19 protein-coding genes are annotated in these 16,094 nt (G+C 63.3%); 8 read left to right on the top strand and 11 right to left on the bottom strand.

What is annotated here, in order from left to right:
- Positions 1-8: 8 nt before the first annotated feature.
- Positions 9-926, bottom strand: a complete 918-nt coding sequence (locus C662_RS11475; protein WP_083485757.1) for a LysR family transcriptional regulator — start codon at positions 924-926, stop codon at positions 9-11.
- A gap of 185 nt (positions 927-1,111) precedes the next feature.
- On the opposite strand from C662_RS11475, the gene lplT reads away from it, so the two are divergent.
- Positions 1,112-2,362: a lysophospholipid transporter LplT gene (gene lplT, locus C662_RS11470; RefSeq protein ID WP_002929019.1), complete on the top strand. Its 1,251-nt coding sequence runs from the start codon at positions 1,112-1,114 to the stop codon at positions 2,360-2,362.
- An 18-nt stretch (positions 2,363-2,380) separates the two neighbouring features.
- Here the strand turns inward: lplT and C662_RS11465 are convergent, their stop codons facing one another.
- The 4 genes from C662_RS11465 to C662_RS11450 all read right to left on the bottom strand — a co-directional run bounded on the left by C662_RS11465 (position 2,381) and on the right by C662_RS11450 (position 4,710).
- Positions 2,381-3,124, bottom strand: a complete 744-nt coding sequence (locus tag C662_RS11465) for a uracil-DNA glycosylase (RefSeq protein ID WP_002929018.1) — start codon at positions 3,122-3,124, stop codon at positions 2,381-2,383.
- A 107-nt stretch (positions 3,125-3,231) separates the two neighbouring features.
- Complete coding sequence (gene rimI / locus C662_RS11460; protein WP_002929017.1) at positions 3,232-3,678, bottom strand: ribosomal protein S18-alanine N-acetyltransferase; 447 nt, start codon at positions 3,676-3,678, stop codon at positions 3,232-3,234.
- Positions 3,679-3,681: 3 nt separating this feature from the next.
- Positions 3,682-4,374, bottom strand: a complete 693-nt coding sequence (gene tsaB, locus C662_RS11455; RefSeq protein WP_002929014.1) for a tRNA (adenosine(37)-N6)-threonylcarbamoyltransferase complex dimerization subunit type 1 TsaB — start codon at positions 4,372-4,374, stop codon at positions 3,682-3,684.
- A gap of 66 nt (positions 4,375-4,440) precedes the next feature.
- Positions 4,441-4,710, bottom strand: a complete 270-nt coding sequence (locus tag C662_RS11450) for a hypothetical protein (RefSeq protein ID WP_002929012.1) — start codon at positions 4,708-4,710, stop codon at positions 4,441-4,443.
- Between the two features lie 335 nt (positions 4,711-5,045).
- Here C662_RS11450 and ompR point away from each other — a divergent pair, with 335 nt between their 5' ends.
- The 6 genes from ompR to C662_RS11420 are packed head-to-tail and all read left to right on the top strand — an operon-like array spanning position 5,046 to position 9,226.
- Positions 5,046-5,807: an osmolarity response regulator transcription factor OmpR gene (gene ompR / locus C662_RS11445; protein ID WP_002929010.1), complete on the top strand. Its 762-nt coding sequence runs from the start codon at positions 5,046-5,048 to the stop codon at positions 5,805-5,807.
- 7 nt (positions 5,808-5,814) lie between these two features.
- Positions 5,815-7,245 (top strand): sensor histidine kinase, encoded by a 1,431-nt coding sequence (locus tag C662_RS11440; protein WP_002929007.1) that lies wholly within the window; start codon positions 5,815-5,817, stop codon positions 7,243-7,245.
- Positions 7,242-7,850, top strand: coding sequence for a septation protein A (locus tag C662_RS11435; RefSeq protein WP_002929006.1), 609 nt, complete (start codon positions 7,242-7,244; stop codon positions 7,848-7,850). Before C662_RS11440 ends, C662_RS11435 begins: the two co-directional genes overlap by 4 nt.
- The gene (locus C662_RS11430; protein WP_002929005.1) at positions 7,850-8,149 is read left to right on the top strand and encodes a YciI family protein; all 300 of its coding nucleotides are present in this window, start codon (positions 7,850-7,852) and stop codon (positions 8,147-8,149) included. Before C662_RS11435 ends, C662_RS11430 begins: the two co-directional genes overlap by 1 nt.
- Positions 8,146-8,433 carry a BolA family protein gene (locus C662_RS11425; protein WP_002929004.1) on the top strand — a complete coding sequence of 96 codons (288 nt, stop codon included), beginning with the start codon at positions 8,146-8,148 and terminating at the stop codon, positions 8,431-8,433. The genes C662_RS11430 and C662_RS11425 overlap by 4 nt, the downstream gene beginning before the upstream one ends.
- Positions 8,434-8,443: 10 nt before the next feature.
- Positions 8,444-9,226 carry a peptidylprolyl isomerase gene (locus C662_RS11420; protein WP_002929003.1) on the top strand — a complete coding sequence of 261 codons (783 nt, stop codon included), beginning with the start codon at positions 8,444-8,446 and terminating at the stop codon, positions 9,224-9,226.
- Between the two features lie 137 nt (positions 9,227-9,363).
- On the opposite strand, the gene C662_RS11415 is transcribed toward C662_RS11420, so the two are convergent.
- The 4 genes from C662_RS11415 to C662_RS11400 are packed head-to-tail and all read right to left on the bottom strand — an operon-like array spanning position 9,364 to position 13,581.
- Positions 9,364-11,160, bottom strand: coding sequence for an acyl-CoA dehydrogenase (locus C662_RS11415; protein ID WP_002929002.1), 1,797 nt, complete (start codon positions 11,158-11,160; stop codon positions 9,364-9,366).
- Between the two features lie 46 nt (positions 11,161-11,206).
- Positions 11,207-11,872: an energy-coupling factor ABC transporter permease gene (locus C662_RS11410; protein WP_083485756.1), complete on the bottom strand. Its 666-nt coding sequence runs from the start codon at positions 11,870-11,872 to the stop codon at positions 11,207-11,209.
- A gap of 27 nt (positions 11,873-11,899) precedes the next feature.
- Positions 11,900-12,829, bottom strand: a complete 930-nt coding sequence (locus C662_RS11405; RefSeq protein ID WP_002929000.1) for an electron transfer flavoprotein subunit alpha/FixB family protein — start codon at positions 12,827-12,829, stop codon at positions 11,900-11,902.
- Positions 12,830-12,831: 2 nt separating this feature from the next.
- Entirely contained in the window at positions 12,832-13,581 is a 750-nt protein-coding gene (locus C662_RS11400; protein ID WP_002928997.1) for an electron transfer flavoprotein subunit beta/FixA family protein, read from the bottom strand.
- Positions 13,582-13,754: 173 nt separating this feature from the next.
- Between C662_RS11400 and C662_RS11395 the strand changes: the two genes are divergently transcribed.
- Positions 13,755-14,345: a TetR/AcrR family transcriptional regulator gene (locus C662_RS11395; protein WP_002928995.1), complete on the top strand. Its 591-nt coding sequence runs from the start codon at positions 13,755-13,757 to the stop codon at positions 14,343-14,345.
- A 26-nt stretch (positions 14,346-14,371) separates the two neighbouring features.
- On the opposite strand, the gene C662_RS11390 is transcribed toward C662_RS11395, so the two are convergent.
- Positions 14,372-15,142, bottom strand: coding sequence for a TatD family hydrolase (locus tag C662_RS11390; RefSeq protein WP_002928992.1), 771 nt, complete (start codon positions 15,140-15,142; stop codon positions 14,372-14,374).
- A gap of 30 nt (positions 15,143-15,172) precedes the next feature.
- Positions 15,173-15,973, bottom strand: a complete 801-nt coding sequence (locus C662_RS11385; protein WP_002928989.1) for an enoyl-CoA hydratase — start codon at positions 15,971-15,973, stop codon at positions 15,173-15,175.
- Positions 15,974-16,094: the final 121 nt, after the last annotated feature.

The following is a 16,094-nucleotide window of genomic DNA, read 5'->3' as shown; positions in this document are numbered from 1 at the left end:
ACATCGGGTCAGGCCGCGCTGTCGCGATCGGCCATCCGCGCGAATTCCTCGCAGGCAAAGTCTGCAAAGGCGGTGATCAGTCGCGAGCGGAACTTGTCACGGGGCAGGATGACTTCGAGCGGGGTGTAGATCCTCGGCTCGAGGGCAATCGCAACCAGACGGCCATCCTCCAGGTCTCGCTGGATCGCGCGTTTGGACGCGATGGCAAAGCCCAGCCCCGCAGCCGCAAGGTGCTTGATCGTCGCCAGACTGCCGATCTCAGCGCACAGGGTGATCTCACTACCGGCAATGCCGGCAGCCTCGAAGAACTCGTCGGCAATCTGACGGATGCCGTTACCCGGGTCACGATCAATGAAGGGGTGGCCGACCAGGTCCTTCGCTCGCAGACTCTTGAACGCCGCAAGCGGGTTGTCGGGACTGCAGATCACGAACAGCTCGTCGCGTGCAGCACTGCGGCGCTCAATGGCGTGTTGCTCGGTAACGATCTCGATGAGGCCGATGTCCAGATCACGCGCAGCAACGGCATCTTCGGTCAGTTTCGAGTTGCCGACCACCACACGCGGCAACACGCGTGGGTAGCGGCGCTTGAAGCCTTCAAGGATGTGCGGTAGCCAGTAAGCGGCGATCGTTGTGCTGGTGCCGATCTTGATCTGGCCCGCAAGCTCGTCGGTAAGCTCGGACACGCGCGAGTCCAGCTCGGCGGAGAGTCCGAGAATCCGCTCGGCGTAGGCCAGCACAAGTTCGCCCGCAGGTGTCAGGGAGATCTTGCCATGCCCGCGATCGAGCAACCGGGTGTCGAAGTGCTCTTCCAGCTGCTTGATCTGGAAGGTGACGGCTGGCTGCGTCATGTGAAGGTGTTCTGCCGCGCGCGTGAACGAGCCGTGCTTCGCTACCGCGTGGAAAACCTGAAGTCTGCGATCTGCCATGATCAGGATAAGGATGGTTTATCAACTCGAATTAAAGCACAAATGCAGGCGTTCGGCGATCCCACAGACGCCGGGGTTTGGTGCCAAAGCTGGCGCTGATTTCGGGCATTGATCGGCGTCATCACCATGCACACGCCTTCGTGATATAAACCGCGCTCCTGCTACCGTGAGCCTGCTACCGCACGATGCCGCTCGGCTTCTACATCATCATGGCTGCGCAGTTCTTCTCTGCGCTCGCCGACAATGCCTTGCTCATCATCTCGATCGCAATGCTCCGGGACATGGCCGCACCGTCCGAGTTCGAGCCGCTGCTCAAGCTGTTCTTCACCCTGTCCTACGTCGGTTTGGCCGCATTCGTCGGCGCCTTCGCCGACTCGATGCCCAAGTGGCGGGTGATGCTGATCAGCAACACGATCAAGATCGGCGGCTGCCTGATGCTGTTTCTGGGCAGCCACCCGCTGCTGGCCTACGCCGTGATAGGACTCGGTGCGGCCGCTTACTCGCCCGCCAAGTACGGCATCCTCACCGAGTACCTCCCTCACCGCCTGCTGGTGGTCGCCAACGGATGGATCGAGGGGCTCACGGTGGGGGCAATCATCATCGGTACCGTGATGGGCGGCATCATGATCCGCGACGACGTCTCTGCGGCCCTGATGGGCCTGGGGCTGCCCTTTGCCGACAACGCCTTCGAGGCGGCAGTGTTCGTCATCGGCTCGCTCTATCTCGCCGCGGCCGTGTTCAACATGTTCATCCCCAATACCGGTGTCGACCACAAGCCGCTCAAGAACAACCCGATCTACCTGTTTCATGATTTCAACCACTGTCTGCGCCTGCTGTGGCGCGACAAGCTCGGTCAAATCTCTCTCGCCGTCACCACGCTGTTCTGGGGCGCCGGGGCAACCTTGCAGTTCATCGTCATCAAGTGGGCCGAACACAACCTGGGTATGAGCCTCTCCGAAGCCTCCATGCTGCAGGGCGTGGTGGCGCTCGGAATCGCCGCCGGCTCGATCCTTGCCGCGCGCTACATCTCACTGCGTCAGTCCGTGAGGGTGATCCCGCTTGGCATCGCGATGGGGATCGTTGTCACCTTGATGATCGGCGTGACAGAGGCGTGGATCGCGATGGCGCTCATGGTGGTCGTGGGCGGACTCGCGGGCTTCTTCGTGGTGCCGATGAATGCACTGCTGCAGCACCGCGGCCATATTCTGATGGGCGCTGGCCACTCAATCGCAGTGCAGAACTTCAACGAGAACCTGTCGATCCTCGTCATGACCGGCACCTATGCCTTGCTGATCATGTTCGGGCTGTCGATCAACACCGTGATCGCGCTCTTCGGCATCTTCGTCGCCGGCACAATGCTCGTCGTCAAACGCCGCCACGAGGCAAACCAGCGCGAATTCGACAATGTCGCCCTGCTCGAGGACCGCACGCACTGAGCAGCACCCCAAGCATGCTCAGTCCGACGCGCAGACGCCGCCCATCAAGCGACGGCCAAAGCACAGATCCTCCCAGGCTTTGGCCTTGTCCTGCGGATTGCGCAGCAGATAAGCCGGATGATAAGTCACCATCACTGGCACGCCATTGCGCTCGAAACGCTTGCCGCGTGCGGCAGAGATTGCGATCTCACGATTCAGCAACGCTTGTGCGGCGGGACGGCCGAGCGCAATCAGCAGCCGCGGCCTGACCAACTCGATCTGGCGCTGCAGATAGGGCAGACAGGCGTCCAACTCGGCCCCCTGAGGCGTGCGGTTGTGCGGCGGCCGGCACTTGACCGCATTGGCAATGAAAACGTCGTGGCGCCTGTCCAGGCCGATGGCACCCAACATGTTGTCGAGCAGGCGGCCCGCCGGACCAACGAAAGGTTCGCCTCGAAGATCCTCCTCGCTGCCCGGCCCTTCGCCGACGAACATCCAGCGTGCATTGCGGTCACCAACACCAGGTACGGCCTGCCTGCGCTGCTCGCAAAGGCCACAAGCGCGGCAGGCGCGCATGTCTTCCTCGAGGGCGTCCCACTGAAGGCTGGCAATCCGCTGGGCGCGCACGCTGCTGATCGCGTCATCGGCGGACGGCGGCGCGACATCTTCGGGTAGAGGCTTGGCAGGCGGCTCGACGCGCGCGCGCGCCCGTGTGTCGGGCCGCGACGGCGCACGCTCGTCCCGCGACAGCTGAGGTGACGACTCGACGCCCTGGGCTGCCACGCCTATGTCGTCCTGAGCCTCATCGGCAGTCCTGCGCAACCGCCAGACCGGCCCAAGGCCCATTTCCCTCAGCAACGCATCACGGCGGGATGTTTGCGTACCCGCGATCATAGGTCCCGCCTCATCACGATCGCATCCTCGCGCCCATCGACTGCCGGATAGTAGCCACGACGACGGCCAATCTCACTGAAACCCGAGCGCTCATAAAGTGCCAGGGCAGTCGCGTTCGAAACGCGCACCTCGAGAAAGAACGCGACTGCGCCCTGATCACGGGCGAAATCCGCAATCCAGTCCAGCAACTGTCGTCCATACCCCCTGCCCTGCGCCCGAAGACTCACGCCGATGTCGAGCAGGTGCGCCTCATCGAGGACGCGCAGAACAACCGCGTACGCTAACGCTTCGCCACCAGCGTGCATCACCCAGGCATCGTTGCCGGCGGCCAGCGCATCCTCGAAGTTACGGCGCGTCCAGGGGTGTGCATGAAGGCAAGCTTCCTCAGCGCACACCCAGTCGAGGTCGTTCGCCGTCATCGGCGTGATCACGCAGGCGTTCATGAATCAGGCCCGTCCACCCCGAGCGAGTCGTTCGGCCGTCGTGAAGGCGACCTTATCGCGCACATAAAGCGGCAGCGCGTACTCAGCGGCGACCAACTCCTTCCTCAACGCCATCGCAGCGCCCAGGCGAGCGACTTCGTCCGCACGCGGCACAAGGTCGGGCCTGCACCCGGTGAGTCGGCCAAGCGTACGCGCCTCGAGTTCCTCGGGCCATGCCGCAAAAGCAGACCCTGCAGCAAACCAGTCGCCCGGCGGCAGTTCGAATGCGCCAGGTGCGTCACAGCGTGGACCGTTGAGGGCGACGGGCAGGCCGTCCCCGTCAAGCTCGTAAGTGGCGTGATACATCTCGCCCATGCGCGCATCGGTAGCCACCAGCACGCGGGGTGCAGGCACCTGCAAAGCCAGAGCCTGCAGACTGCACACGGCAGCAACCCCCAGGTCGGCGCCCAGTGCAATGCCCTGTGCGACACCGCAACCCAGGCGCAAGCCGGTAAACGCACCAGGGCCTGCGCCAAACGCAACCGCATCCAGTTGTGTTGCTGCAAGGCCCGCCTCGGCCAACACTGCGCGTACGTCTCGCAACACCGCTTCGGAATGATTTGCGGCACCGTGAATACGGCGGCTGAGCAACGCTCCACCCGCAAGCAAGGCGACGCTGCCATGCTCGGTGGCGGTCTCGATCGATAGGACGTTCATGGTGGCGCCATTCTACCGGCTCGGGGCGCCCCCCGACAGGCGTCGTAAAGCCCTCGCGGGCAAGGCTCAGCGTTTGCCCCGCCCGGAGACCTTGTCGTCCTGGTAGGCCCCGCGCGCCGCATCGCTGACGTGTCGGCGCAGATGCCCGCGCTCCTCCGCACTGATGCTGCGGCGCTGCGGCGTGGTGTTACTGTCCTTGCCGGAATCCTCGAGAGTCTGCCGCCAGTCTTTCGTGGCACGCTGGACGACAGGCTTCACGGCATGCGCCTCGCCCGTGACAGCCTCGCTCACGCCCTGCGCCATTGCCTCGGCGGACGGCAGGAGCGTGGCAAGCATGCAGGCCACCACGCCCGAAATCGCGTGCAGCCTGTGCGACGTCCTGGGCTGCGAGCGTAGGACGCTCACTGCGGAAGAGGCTGATCTGGGAGTCTGATTCATCTGGTCTGTCTGGACGGCGAGTCCGTCAACGCGGCCCACCGAATATGAGGCTTCAGGCTACGGACCTTACGGCAAATGACCATCGATGTGTAGTGCGCCAGGTCAAAGCCACGGGCGTTTTGTAAGGTGATATTGCCTCTGCCCTAGGCGCTTACGAAGGGTTACCCGGCAAATTCAGTGCCCGCCGACGAGCCTACTGGCAAGCGCTCGAGACTCAGGCTAGCATTCCTCACATGAACCAGAAGACACGCTATCGCATTCTCGTCGTCGATGACGACGCACGTCTGCGCGAACTCCTGTCCCGCTACCTGCAGGAGCAGGGATTCGCCGTCAAGGCCGTGGGTGACGCACCGATGATGGATCGGGCGCTGCATCGTGAGCACTACGATCTGGTAGTGCTCGACTTGATGCTGCCGGGCGAAGATGGTCTCGCCATCTGTCGACGGCTTCGCGGCGCTGAGAACACGATCCCCATCATCATGCTGACAGCCAAGGGCGACGACGTAGACCGTATCGTCGGTCTTGAGATGGGAGCAGACGACTACATCGCCAAGCCCTTCAATCCACGCGAACTCGTGGCGCGCATCCAGGCCGTCATGCGCAGGCAGCCGCAAACGCTGCCCGGCGCCCCGACCGCTGAGGACGAGGTCGTCGCCTTCGGCCGCGTGAAGGTGAATCTCGGCACGCGCTCCTTGACCCGGGATGATGAGGAGATCCAGCTCACCACGGGGGAGTTCTCCCTGCTCAAGGTGCTGCTGACACATCCGCGTCAGCCGCTGTCGCGTGACAAGCTCATGGAACTCGCGCGCGGGCGCGAGTACGGCGTGTTCGATCGCGCCATCGATGTCCAGGTGTCTCGCCTGCGCAAGCTGGTTGAGGACGACCCCGCCAAGCCGCGCTACCTTCAGACCGTGTGGGGCTTCGGCTATGTGTTCGTACCCGACGGGCAGAAGGGTGGCGGCGAGGAAGACGCCAAGCCGGACGCGGCCACCTGAGCCCTGGATGACCGAGGCGCCACTGCGCACACTGGAGCGGGCGGCCAGGACACCCCTGGCTGCTCGCCTGTTGCCGCATACCCTGTTGTGGCAGACCTTTCTGCTCGTCGCGCTGCTGCTCATCGTGGCGCTGGGCGCATGGTCGCAGATCTTTCGCTACGTACAGGAGCCTGCGCGCGCTCGTGACGTAGCACAGATGGTCGTATCCGTTGTGAACTTGACGCGTACCGCGCTGATCAACGCCGATATCGACCGCAGGGTGGACCTGCTCATCGACATGGCTGCGCTCGAGGGCATCCGTATCTATCCGGCCGAGCAAAGCGATGAGCTTGAGCCCTTGCCCGACACCCGACCTCATCGCTTGCTGGTGAACGATGTCAGGCGTCAGCTGGGTGAGCACACACGCTTCGCCACGCGCTGGAAGACGCTGAACGGTTTCTGGGTGAGTTTCCGCCTCGACCCCGAAGACGCCAACGATGAATACTGGGTCATGCTGCCCCCGGAGCGCATCGAGAATCCGGACAGCTTTGGCTGGCTGGGCTGGGGCGGTGGCGCCCTGCTTGCGGCCTTGCTTGGCGCCTTCCTGATCGTGTCTCGGGTAAGCGCCCCACTTCGCCAGCTCGCACGTGCGGCACGGCAGGTGGGCAGTGGGGTCACGCCGCCGCCGCAGGAAGAATCCGGCCCGCAAGAGATCGCCGTGGTCGCCCGTGCCTTCAACCAGATGACGAGCGACCTTGCGCGCATGGATGCCGATCGTGCCCTGATTCTCGCTGGTGTGTCGCATGACCTGCGCACACCATTGGCCAGACTTCGACTCGGCATCGAAATGTCCGGCGCACCTGACGACGACGTCGCTGCGATGGTGACCGACATCGAGGAGATGGACCGCATCATCGGGCAGTTCCTTGACTTCGGGCGCGGGACACCGCAGGAGGCTTTTGCGCTGCTCGACCTCGTCACACTTTGCCGCGAGGTGTCCGACCCTTACCGCCTGCGTGGTGTCGACATACGCCTCAGCACTCCGGATCATCTGGTCGTAGCAGTTCGTGCACTGTCGCTACGACGGGCGCTGGCCAACCTGATAGACAATGCTCTCCGTTACGCGGGTGACGAGTGCCCGCTCGATATTGTCGTCAGCGTGAGTGACGATGAGGCGTGCATCGAAGTTGCAGATCGTGGCCCCGGCATCCCGGAGACAGAAGTCGAGCGCATGCGCCAGCCCTTCACCCGTCTCGAAAAGGCGCGCTCGAACACGAAGGGAGCAGGCCTTGGCCTGGCGATCGTTGAACGCATCGTGGCATCACACCACGGACGACTCGAGCTGCTGCCACGCACAGGCGGTGGCCTGAGGGCCATCCTCTGCCTGCCCGCCGTCGCAAGTGACGGCGGCCGCGATAGAATCAATCAATCAGACTTGGGCCCCGGCCACGAACCATGAAAATCCTCTTCGATCTCCTCCCCGTCATCCTGTTCTTTGCCGCCTACAAGCTCGGCGGTGCAAACCCGGATACCGCCCATGCATTGGCCTCCGGCTGGCTCGGGGGTGACATCGCGCCGTCGCAGGCGCCCATCCTCATCGCCACGTTCGTCGCCATCGTCGCCACAGGCTTGCAGATCGCGCTTGTATGGCTCCGTCATCGCAAGGTCGACAACATGCTGTGGGTTAGCCTTGGCATCATTGTCGTGTTCGGCGGTGCCACACTGTTCTTTCACAACCCCACCTTCATCAAGTGGAAGCCGACGGCACTTTACTGGTTGTTCGGCTTCGTGTTGCTTGGATCGGCCCTGATCCTCAAGCGCAACCTCATCCGCAAAATGCTTGAAGCGCAGATCCAACTGCCCGATCAGGTGTGGGGACGGCTCAACGCCGCATGGGCGTGCTTCTTCGTTGCCATGGGTGTGCTCAACCTCTATGTCGCCTACAACTTCAGCGAAGAAGCATGGGTCAACTTCAAGATGTTCGGCGGCCTTGGCCTGATGCTCGCATTCGTTCTGGCTCAAGGCTTCTATCTGTCACGCCACATGGAAGAGGAAACCAACTGATGTACTACGCATTGATCGGCGAGGACGCACCGGGCACGCTCGATACGAGACTTGCCGTCCGTCCCGAACACGTCGCTCGCCTGGAGCTGCTGCGCAACGAAGGGCGGCTGTTGCTGGCGGGTCCGATGCCCGCAATCGACTCACCCGACCCGGGGCCTGCGGGCTTCCTGGGCAGCTTGATTGTGGCCGAGTTCGACTCGCTCGCCAGCGCTGAAGCGTGGGCACGCGAAGACCCCTATACCCGGGCCGGCGTGTTCGCGCAGGTGACCGTGCGTCCTTTCCGCAAGACCTTGCCGTGAGCGCGCAGACCGTCGAGCGCATGCGCGCAATCCTGGCCCAGGGCTTCCAGACCCGGGTACTCGAGATCGAGGACGAGAGTGCCCTGCATGCCGGCCACGCCGGCGCCCGAGAAGGCGGTGGGCACTATCGGCTTTACATCGTTTCCGATGCTTTCGAAGGCTGCAGCAGAGTGCAGCGACAGCGTATGATCTACACCGCGCTTGGCGACATGATGAAGAAGGACATCCATGCGCTTGCCATTCGCGCGCTTTCGGCCACAGAGGCCACCACACATGAAAACTGAAGGAATCTCCATGAAACAGTTCCCGAGCCGCCTCGCCGTCACGCTGCTGGCCGGCTTCCTCGCCCTCCCCGCACTCGCTGCCGACTCGCTCGCCAAGGTCAATGGCGTTGCCATTCCGGCTGCGCGTGCAGAAGCCATGATGGCCGAGCAGCGTGCCCAGGGCGTTCCCGAGAGCGAACAACTGCAGGGCGCGATCCGCGAGGAACTCGTGCGCCGCGAAGTGCTGGCGCAGGAAGCCGCCAAGAAGGGGCTGGACAAGAAGGCTGATGTGCAGGCTCAGATGGACATGGCGCGCCAAGCCATCCTGATCCGCGCCTACCTGCAGGAGTACGTACGCACCAACGCCGTGAGCGACGCCGAACTGCAGAAGGAATACGATGCCATCAAGGGGCGCATGGGCGACAAGGAATACCTCCCGCGCCATGTCCTCGTGGAGACCGAGATTGAGGCCAAGGCGATCATCGCCCGCCTGCAGAACGGTACGCCATTTGCAGAAGTCGCCAAGGAGTCCCGTGATCCGGGCTCTCGTGAGCGTGGCGGCGAACTCGGCTGGAGCAACCCCGGCATGTTCGTGAAGCCCTTTGCCGATGCAATGGTGGGCCTCGAGAAGGGCAAGTACACCCGTACCCCGGTCAAGAGCGATTTTGGCTATCACGTCATCCAGCTCGATGACGTGCGCGCTGTCCAGGCCCCTCCGTTCGAAGAGGTGAAGCCCCAGCTTCAACAGCGCCTGCAGCAGCAGATGGTCGAACGCCATGTGCTCGAGCTGCGCGAGAAGGCGAAGGTGGAGTGACGCACTGACGGCGCGCCTGCACTGCGTCTGCCAAGTCAGGCGCGCCTACACCAAAAGGCCCGACCCGGCATGCGCCGGTCGGGCCTTTTTGCTCCGCTTGCCGCCGCCTCAGTAGGCAGCGGCCTCCGGGTCGGGGCTCAGAAGTTCTCTTCGGCGAGTTCCAGAGCACCGGCTGCACCATTGACCACCGTGTAGGCGAGGCCAGGTGCTTGCGCCAGGACGTGATCGGCATAGAAGCGTGCGGTGACGATCTTGGTCTTGTAGAAACTCGCCTCGCCCCCGCCAGCTTCCAGCTTGCGCCGGGACACCAGTGCCGCGCGCGCCATCTGCCAGCCACCGGCGACGATGCCAAGCAGCTTCAGGAAAGGCACCGAGCCAACCGAGGCCGCCTTGATGTCCTTAGCGTAGGTGGCGAGGATGTAGGCAACCGCCTCCTCCACAGCAGCGATGCCGGCACCCAGTGCCTTGCGGATGGCAGCAAAGGCCTCGCCGTCGACGGCGGCGAGTTCGGCCTCGACTGCACGCATCTGAGCCACCACGCCGGCAATGGTCACGCCGTTCTCGCGGGCGATCTTGCGGCCGATCAGGTCATTGGCCTGGATCGCAGTCGTGCCCTCGTAGATGGTCGTGATGCGAGCGTCACGGAAGTGCTGCGCTGCACCCGTCTCCTCGATGAAGCCCATGCCGCCGTGCACCTGCACGCCATTGGACGTGACGTCGATCGCGTTCTCCGTGCACCAACCCTTGACCACAGGGATCATCAGGTCGACAAAAGCCTGGTTCTGTACGCGCACGGCTTCGTCAGCATGGTTGTGCGCCTTGTCGAAGGCCGCGCCGACGACGTAGGCGAGCGCACGCATGGCTTCGGTCTTGCTCTTCATGTTCATGAGCAAGCGGCGCACATCGGCATGATGCAGGATGTTGACCTTGGGGCCGCCCCGCACGCCGGCGTCCGTACCCTGCACGCGATCCTTGGCGTACTGCAGCGCATGCTGGTAGGCGCGCTCGGACAGGGCCAGGCCTTCCATGCCGACTGCAAAGCGGGCTTCGTTCATCATGATGAACATGTACTCGAGGCCGCGGTTCGGCTCGCCGACCAGAGTACCGATCGCGCCGCCCTTGTCGCCGAAGGCGAGCACGGCGGTCGGGCTTGCGTGGATGCCGAGCTTGTGTTCGATCGACACGCAGTGCACGTCGTTGCGTGCGCCCAGGCTGCCATCGGCATTGACGAGGAACTTCGGCACCACGAACAGCGAGATGCCCTTCACGCCTTCGGGTGCATCCGGCAGGCGGGCCAGCACGAGATGAATGATGTTGTCGGTGAGGTCGTGCTCGCCATAAGTGATGAAGATCTTCTGACCGAAGATCTTGTAGGTGCCATCACCCTGCGGCTCGGCCTTGGTACGCACGGCGGCCAGGTCGGAACCGGCCTGCGGCTCCGTCAGGTTCATGGTGCCGGTCCATTCGCCGGAGACCATCTTGGGCAGATACATGCTCTTCTGCTCATCCGTGCCGCGCAGCATGAGCGCCTCGATTGCACCACTGGTCAGCATCGGGCACAGCGAGAAGGCCATGTTGGCCGACTTCCACATCTCCATCACGCCAGTCGCCAGCAGCTTGGGCAGGCCCTGACCACCGTATTCGGGGTCGCAAGGAAGTGCAGTCCACCCAGATTCGGTGAATTGCTTGTAGGCGTCCTTCCAGCCTGGTGCGGTCGCGACTTCACCGTCGCTCCATTTGGCACCCTCCTGGTCACCAGTCCAGTTCAGCGGGGCCAGCACGCCGGACGCAAACTTGTCGGCCTCCTCGAGAATTGCGTCCACGAGGTCGGCAGACACTTCCTCGTTGCCCGGCAGTTGGATCACGGCATCGAGGTCGGCGAGTTCGTTCATGACGAACTGCATGTCACGGAGAGGGGCGTTGTAGTTGCTCATCAGGGTCGTCGCTCCAGGGAAGGTGTATTAAGCCGATACGGATTTGTTACTTGCCGATCAGGTAACGGCGATCGTCGAATGCCGCCACCCAGTCGGGTCGATAGACCACCATCAGCGTGATGACTGCCCCGCTGATCCAGGCCTCAGAAAAACCGAGCAGCAGGAAGAACGGCAAATACTCGCCAAGGAGGAAACCGGCACTGTATGCGCCAGCAAGCACCAACGAGAGCGAGCTCACCGTTCCCTGCAAGATCACCGTCAGCGCGGCACCCGCGAAGCTGGTGAGGAATACGAACACGAAGAAGTGCGCCGGCAACCAGCGCTCGATCGCACGCTGAATCGCGTAGGCGAGGCCTACCGGCACCACGGCCATCAGCACGAAGTTGAGCGGCCATGCCACCCACTCCACGGCGCCATTCAAGGTCACACCGGTCAATGCCAGCGCGAGCGCCACCAGGGCAAGCCACGGACCGAGCGCCAGCGTTGCAGCCATCGCTCCCAGCATGTGCAGGTTCAAGCCGGGTTGCACCCCGGCCTTCAGGCTCCACATCAGCATCACGCCGACGGCGAAACCCAGCAAGAGATTGACCTGACTGCCGTCACGCAGCCGCGCCCAGGGAGCGCGGCGCGCGATACCGTATAAAGCCGCCAGCGTGATCGCCAGCATCACCCCATGCCACGCCGTGGAATACAGCGATGCAGGAAGGTTCACGCTGGCGACCGCGCCGGTACTGACCGATCAGACCGCGCCGGTCAGCTCGGGCACGACCTGGAACAGGTCGCCCACGAGACCGTAGTCGGCAACCTGGAAGATCGGCGCTTCGGGGTCCTTGTTGATCGCCACGATCACCTTGGAATCCTTCATGCCTGCCAGGTGCTGGATCGCCCCCGAGATACCGATGGCGATATAGAGCTGCGGCGCAACGATCTTGCCAGTCTGACCGACCTGGTAGTCGTTCGGCACATAGCCCGCGTCGACCGCCGCGCGCGATGCACCCAGCGCCGCACCGAGCTTGTCGGCGAGCGGTTCGAGCAACTGGTGGTAGTTGTCACCGCTGCCAAGGCCACGACCACCGGAAACGATGATCTTGGCCGCCCCGAGCTCGGGACGCGCGCTCTTCGTGATCTCGCGGCCAACCAGCGCGGTCGTGCCCAGATCAGCGCCTGCGGCAACCGCCTCGACCGGCGCGGCATTGCCGTCGCCTGCGGCATCGAAGGCTGTGGTACGCACGGTAATCAACTTGATGGCATCCGCACTCTTGACGGTCGCCAGCGCATTGCCGGCGTAGATCGGGCGGACGAAGGTGTCGGGCGCCTCAACAGCGACGATATCGCTGATCTGTGCGACGTCGAGCAGCGCGGCCACGCGCGGCAGCATGTTCTTGCCAGCCGAGGTAGCGGGCGCAAGCACGTGACTGTAGCCCTGCGCCAGACCCTTCACCAACTCGGCAACGTTCTCGGCGGTCTGGGTCTCGTAGTGGGGCGCGTCGCACACCAGCACCTTGGCCACGCCGGCGACCTTGGCCGCCGCCTCTGCCGCGGCGCTGCAACCGGCGCCCGCAACAAGCATGTGTACGTCGCCGCCGAGCTTGCCTGCTGCGGTGACGGTGTTGAGCGTGGCGGCCTTGATGGACTGATTGTCGTGTTCAGCAATGACGAGAATGGCCATGTTCAGATCACCTTCGCAACGTTCTTGAGTTTGTCGACCAGCTGCGCAACATCAGCCACGCGTTCACCTGCACTGCGCTTGGGCGGCTCGGAGACCTTGAGGGTGGTCAGGCGCGGAGCAACATCGACGCCCAGATCGGCAGGCTTGACGGTGTCGAGCGGCTTTTTCTTGGCCTTCATGATGTTGGGCAGCGTGGCGTAGCGCGGCTCGTTCAGGCGCAGATCGGTGGTCACCACCGCCGGCAGCGAGACGGACAGCGTCTCGAGGCCGCCGTCGATCTCGCGCGTCACCGCCGCCTTGCCGTCGGCAAGCGCCACCTTCGACGCAAACGTTGCCTGCGGCCAGCCCATCAGCGCAGAAAGCATCTGGCCGGTCTGGTTGGCGTCATCATCGATGGCCTGCTTGCCGCAGATCACCAGGTTAGGCTGCTCTTTGTCGCACACCGCCTTGAGCAGCTTGGCAACGGCCAGGGGCTGCAGCTCGACGTCGGTCTCTACCAGGACGCCGCGATCGGCACCGATAGCCATCGCCGCGCGCAAGGTTTCCTGGCAAGCACCGATGCCGCAACTTACCGCAACGACTTCGGTGGCCACACCGGCCTCTTTCAGGCGCACAGCTTCTTCCACTGCGATCTCGTCGAAGGGGTTCATGCTCATCTTGACGTTGGCGATGTCCACACCACTGCCGTCGGCCTTGACGCGAACCTTGACGTTGTAATCGACAACGCGTTTGACGGGTACCAGAATCTTCACTCTGCCGCGCTCCTCTGTTATTACTGATTGAGTCCCTGCACCGCGTACAGGGACTCATGAATTATGTCACCGCCCTCACCGGAAGGCACTGCTGCACTGCGGCACAGAAGCCATACGGATTGGTATGGCGCATACGGTAGCGTATGGAGGCAGAATCGTCAATACTACGCCGTATGGAAACCATAGCAAAGAAACCCCGCACCCAGCTCGACCGCGACGCCTGGATTGTCGGCGCAATCGAAGTCCTGGCCGAAGAAGGCATTGCCGGCCTGCGGGTGGAAGTCCTGGCCAAGCGCCTCAAGGTCACCAAGGGCAGCTTCTACTGGCACTTCACCGATCGCCGCGACCTGCTCCTCGGTGTTCTGCAGCACTGGAAGGAAGGGCGCATCCGCGACATCATCAAACAGACGCGAGCCCAGCCGGGGCGCGAGCTTGAGCAGATCTACCACGTCATCGACGTGTACAGCGCGAATCGAAGCCGGCGCGGCATGATGATCGAGCTTGCAGTGCGCGACTGGGCGCGTCGCGACGCGGAGGCAAGCGCAATCGTCGCCGAAGTCGATGATGTCCGCCTGCGCTGCGCGCGCGAGCTCTTTCTCGCCTGTGGTGTACCACTCGAAGAAGCTTCGAGCCGATGCATGCTGCTCTATGCGTACGTATTTGGCGTTTCGCTGATGATCTACGACAAGTTCGACAGCGACATCCCACGCCTGAAGCGCGACATTGCAGATCTCATCGCCCGGTCGTCGAGTCCGCGTGCCTGAGCCCGCGGGGCAATCGTGCCTGCGACTCATCCAGGCTGCCACCCGCCCAGCGCTGCGCTTGCGTTGCGACCCGTAACCGCCACCACCTCATCGACCCCAATACCGCGTAATCCTGCAAGCACTTCTGCATAGCGTTTGAGGTTGCACGGCAGATTGCGGCTGCCCTGCCCCCACGCCGGAGGGATATCCGGGGCATCGGTCTCGAGCACGATGACATCGAGCGGCAGGCAACGCGCCAGGTCGCGGATACGGGTGGAACCATCGAAGGTCATTGCCCCCCCGAATCCCAGTTTGAAGCCGAGTGCAATGAACTGCTCGGCCTGCTGACGGCTACCATTGAAGGCGTGGGCAATACCGCCACGCAATTCGAAGCGGCGCAACTGGGCAAGGATGGGGTCGATCGCTCGACGCACATGAAGGATCACTGGCAAGGCATGCCGACGCGCCAGTCTGAGCTGAGCGACGAAGAACTCGTGCTGGCGGACCGGATCGACGTCGGTGACATGGTTGTCCAGCCCGATCTCGCCGACTGCGACCACCCCACCGCGCTGCAACTCGTCGTCCAGCACATCAAGGTCCGCCATCTGCGCCTGCATGACGTAAAGCGGGTGAATACCCAGCGCACAGCAGGTGTCGGTCCGCGCACCTGCAAGCGCGCGGACCGCGGCGAAGTTAGCCGCGGCAACGGCCGGCACCACGAAACCTGCGACCCCTGCGGCGCGTGCCTGTGAGATCAGCGCCTCGCGGTCGCCGTCGAACTCCGCTGCGTCGAGATGGACATGGGTGTCGATGAGCATGTGCGGCAGTTCCCGGCGCGGCCGCTCGCGTCAGCGCCCCTTGAACGCTGGCTTGCGCTTGGCGATGAAGGCGTCGATGCCCTCGGCAGCGTCTTCGCACATCGCGTTGCACGCCATCGTCTCGGCCGCAACTTGGTAGGCGGCGTCGATTCCCATTTCGAGTTGCTTGTAGAACAGCTGCTTGCCCATGCGGATGGCAACCGGCGACTTGGCAACGATCGACGCAGCAAGGGCAGCAATCTCATCATCGAGTTGCTCGATCGGGACGACACGGTTCACCAGGCCGCGGCGCTGAGCCTCCCGAGCGTCGATGAAGTCACCGGTCACCAGCATCTCGAAGGCCTCCTTGCGCCCCATGTTGCGCGACAGGCCGACACCCGGCGTAGCGCAGAACAGCCCCACATTGATACCACTCACGGCAAAGCGCGCCACGTCAGCCGCGACCGCGAGGTCGCACATCGACACCAGTTGGCAACCTGCCGCGGTAGCGATGCCATGGACACGGGCAATCACGGGCTGCGGCATTTCCGTCAGCTTCATCATGAACTTGCCGCACAGGCGAAACAGGCGTTGCTGGAACTCGAGCGCGTGGTTGGCACGCATCTCCTTGAGATCGTGCCCGGCGCAGAACGCCTTGCCCTCGCCTGCCAGAACGACAACACGAACGCTCTCGTCACGCGCGATCTCATCCACAGCCGCGATCAGGGTCTCGAGCATCGCGAACGACAGCGAGTTGAACTGCGCAGGCCGGTTCAGCGTGAGGGTGGTCACGCCGTTGCGGTCTTCACGCAACAGCATCGGCTGGTCATCGGGAACGGGTACTGCGCTCATGTCTCGCCTCCGTAATCAGAATGGGGAACAGTCATCGTTATTTACGTTAACGTCAACGTACACCAATACTACCGCGCACTGTGTCCCAAGGCCATCGTCAAACGCGAGCGGGCATGGATGC

Origin of the sequence: Thauera sp. 28, assembly GCF_000310145.2 — a bacterium.
Lineage (GTDB): Bacteria > Pseudomonadota > Gammaproteobacteria > Burkholderiales > Rhodocyclaceae > Thauera > Thauera mechernichensis.
Note: the sequence above shows the minus strand (reverse complement) of the source record. Positions and strands in the feature narration are given on the sequence as shown.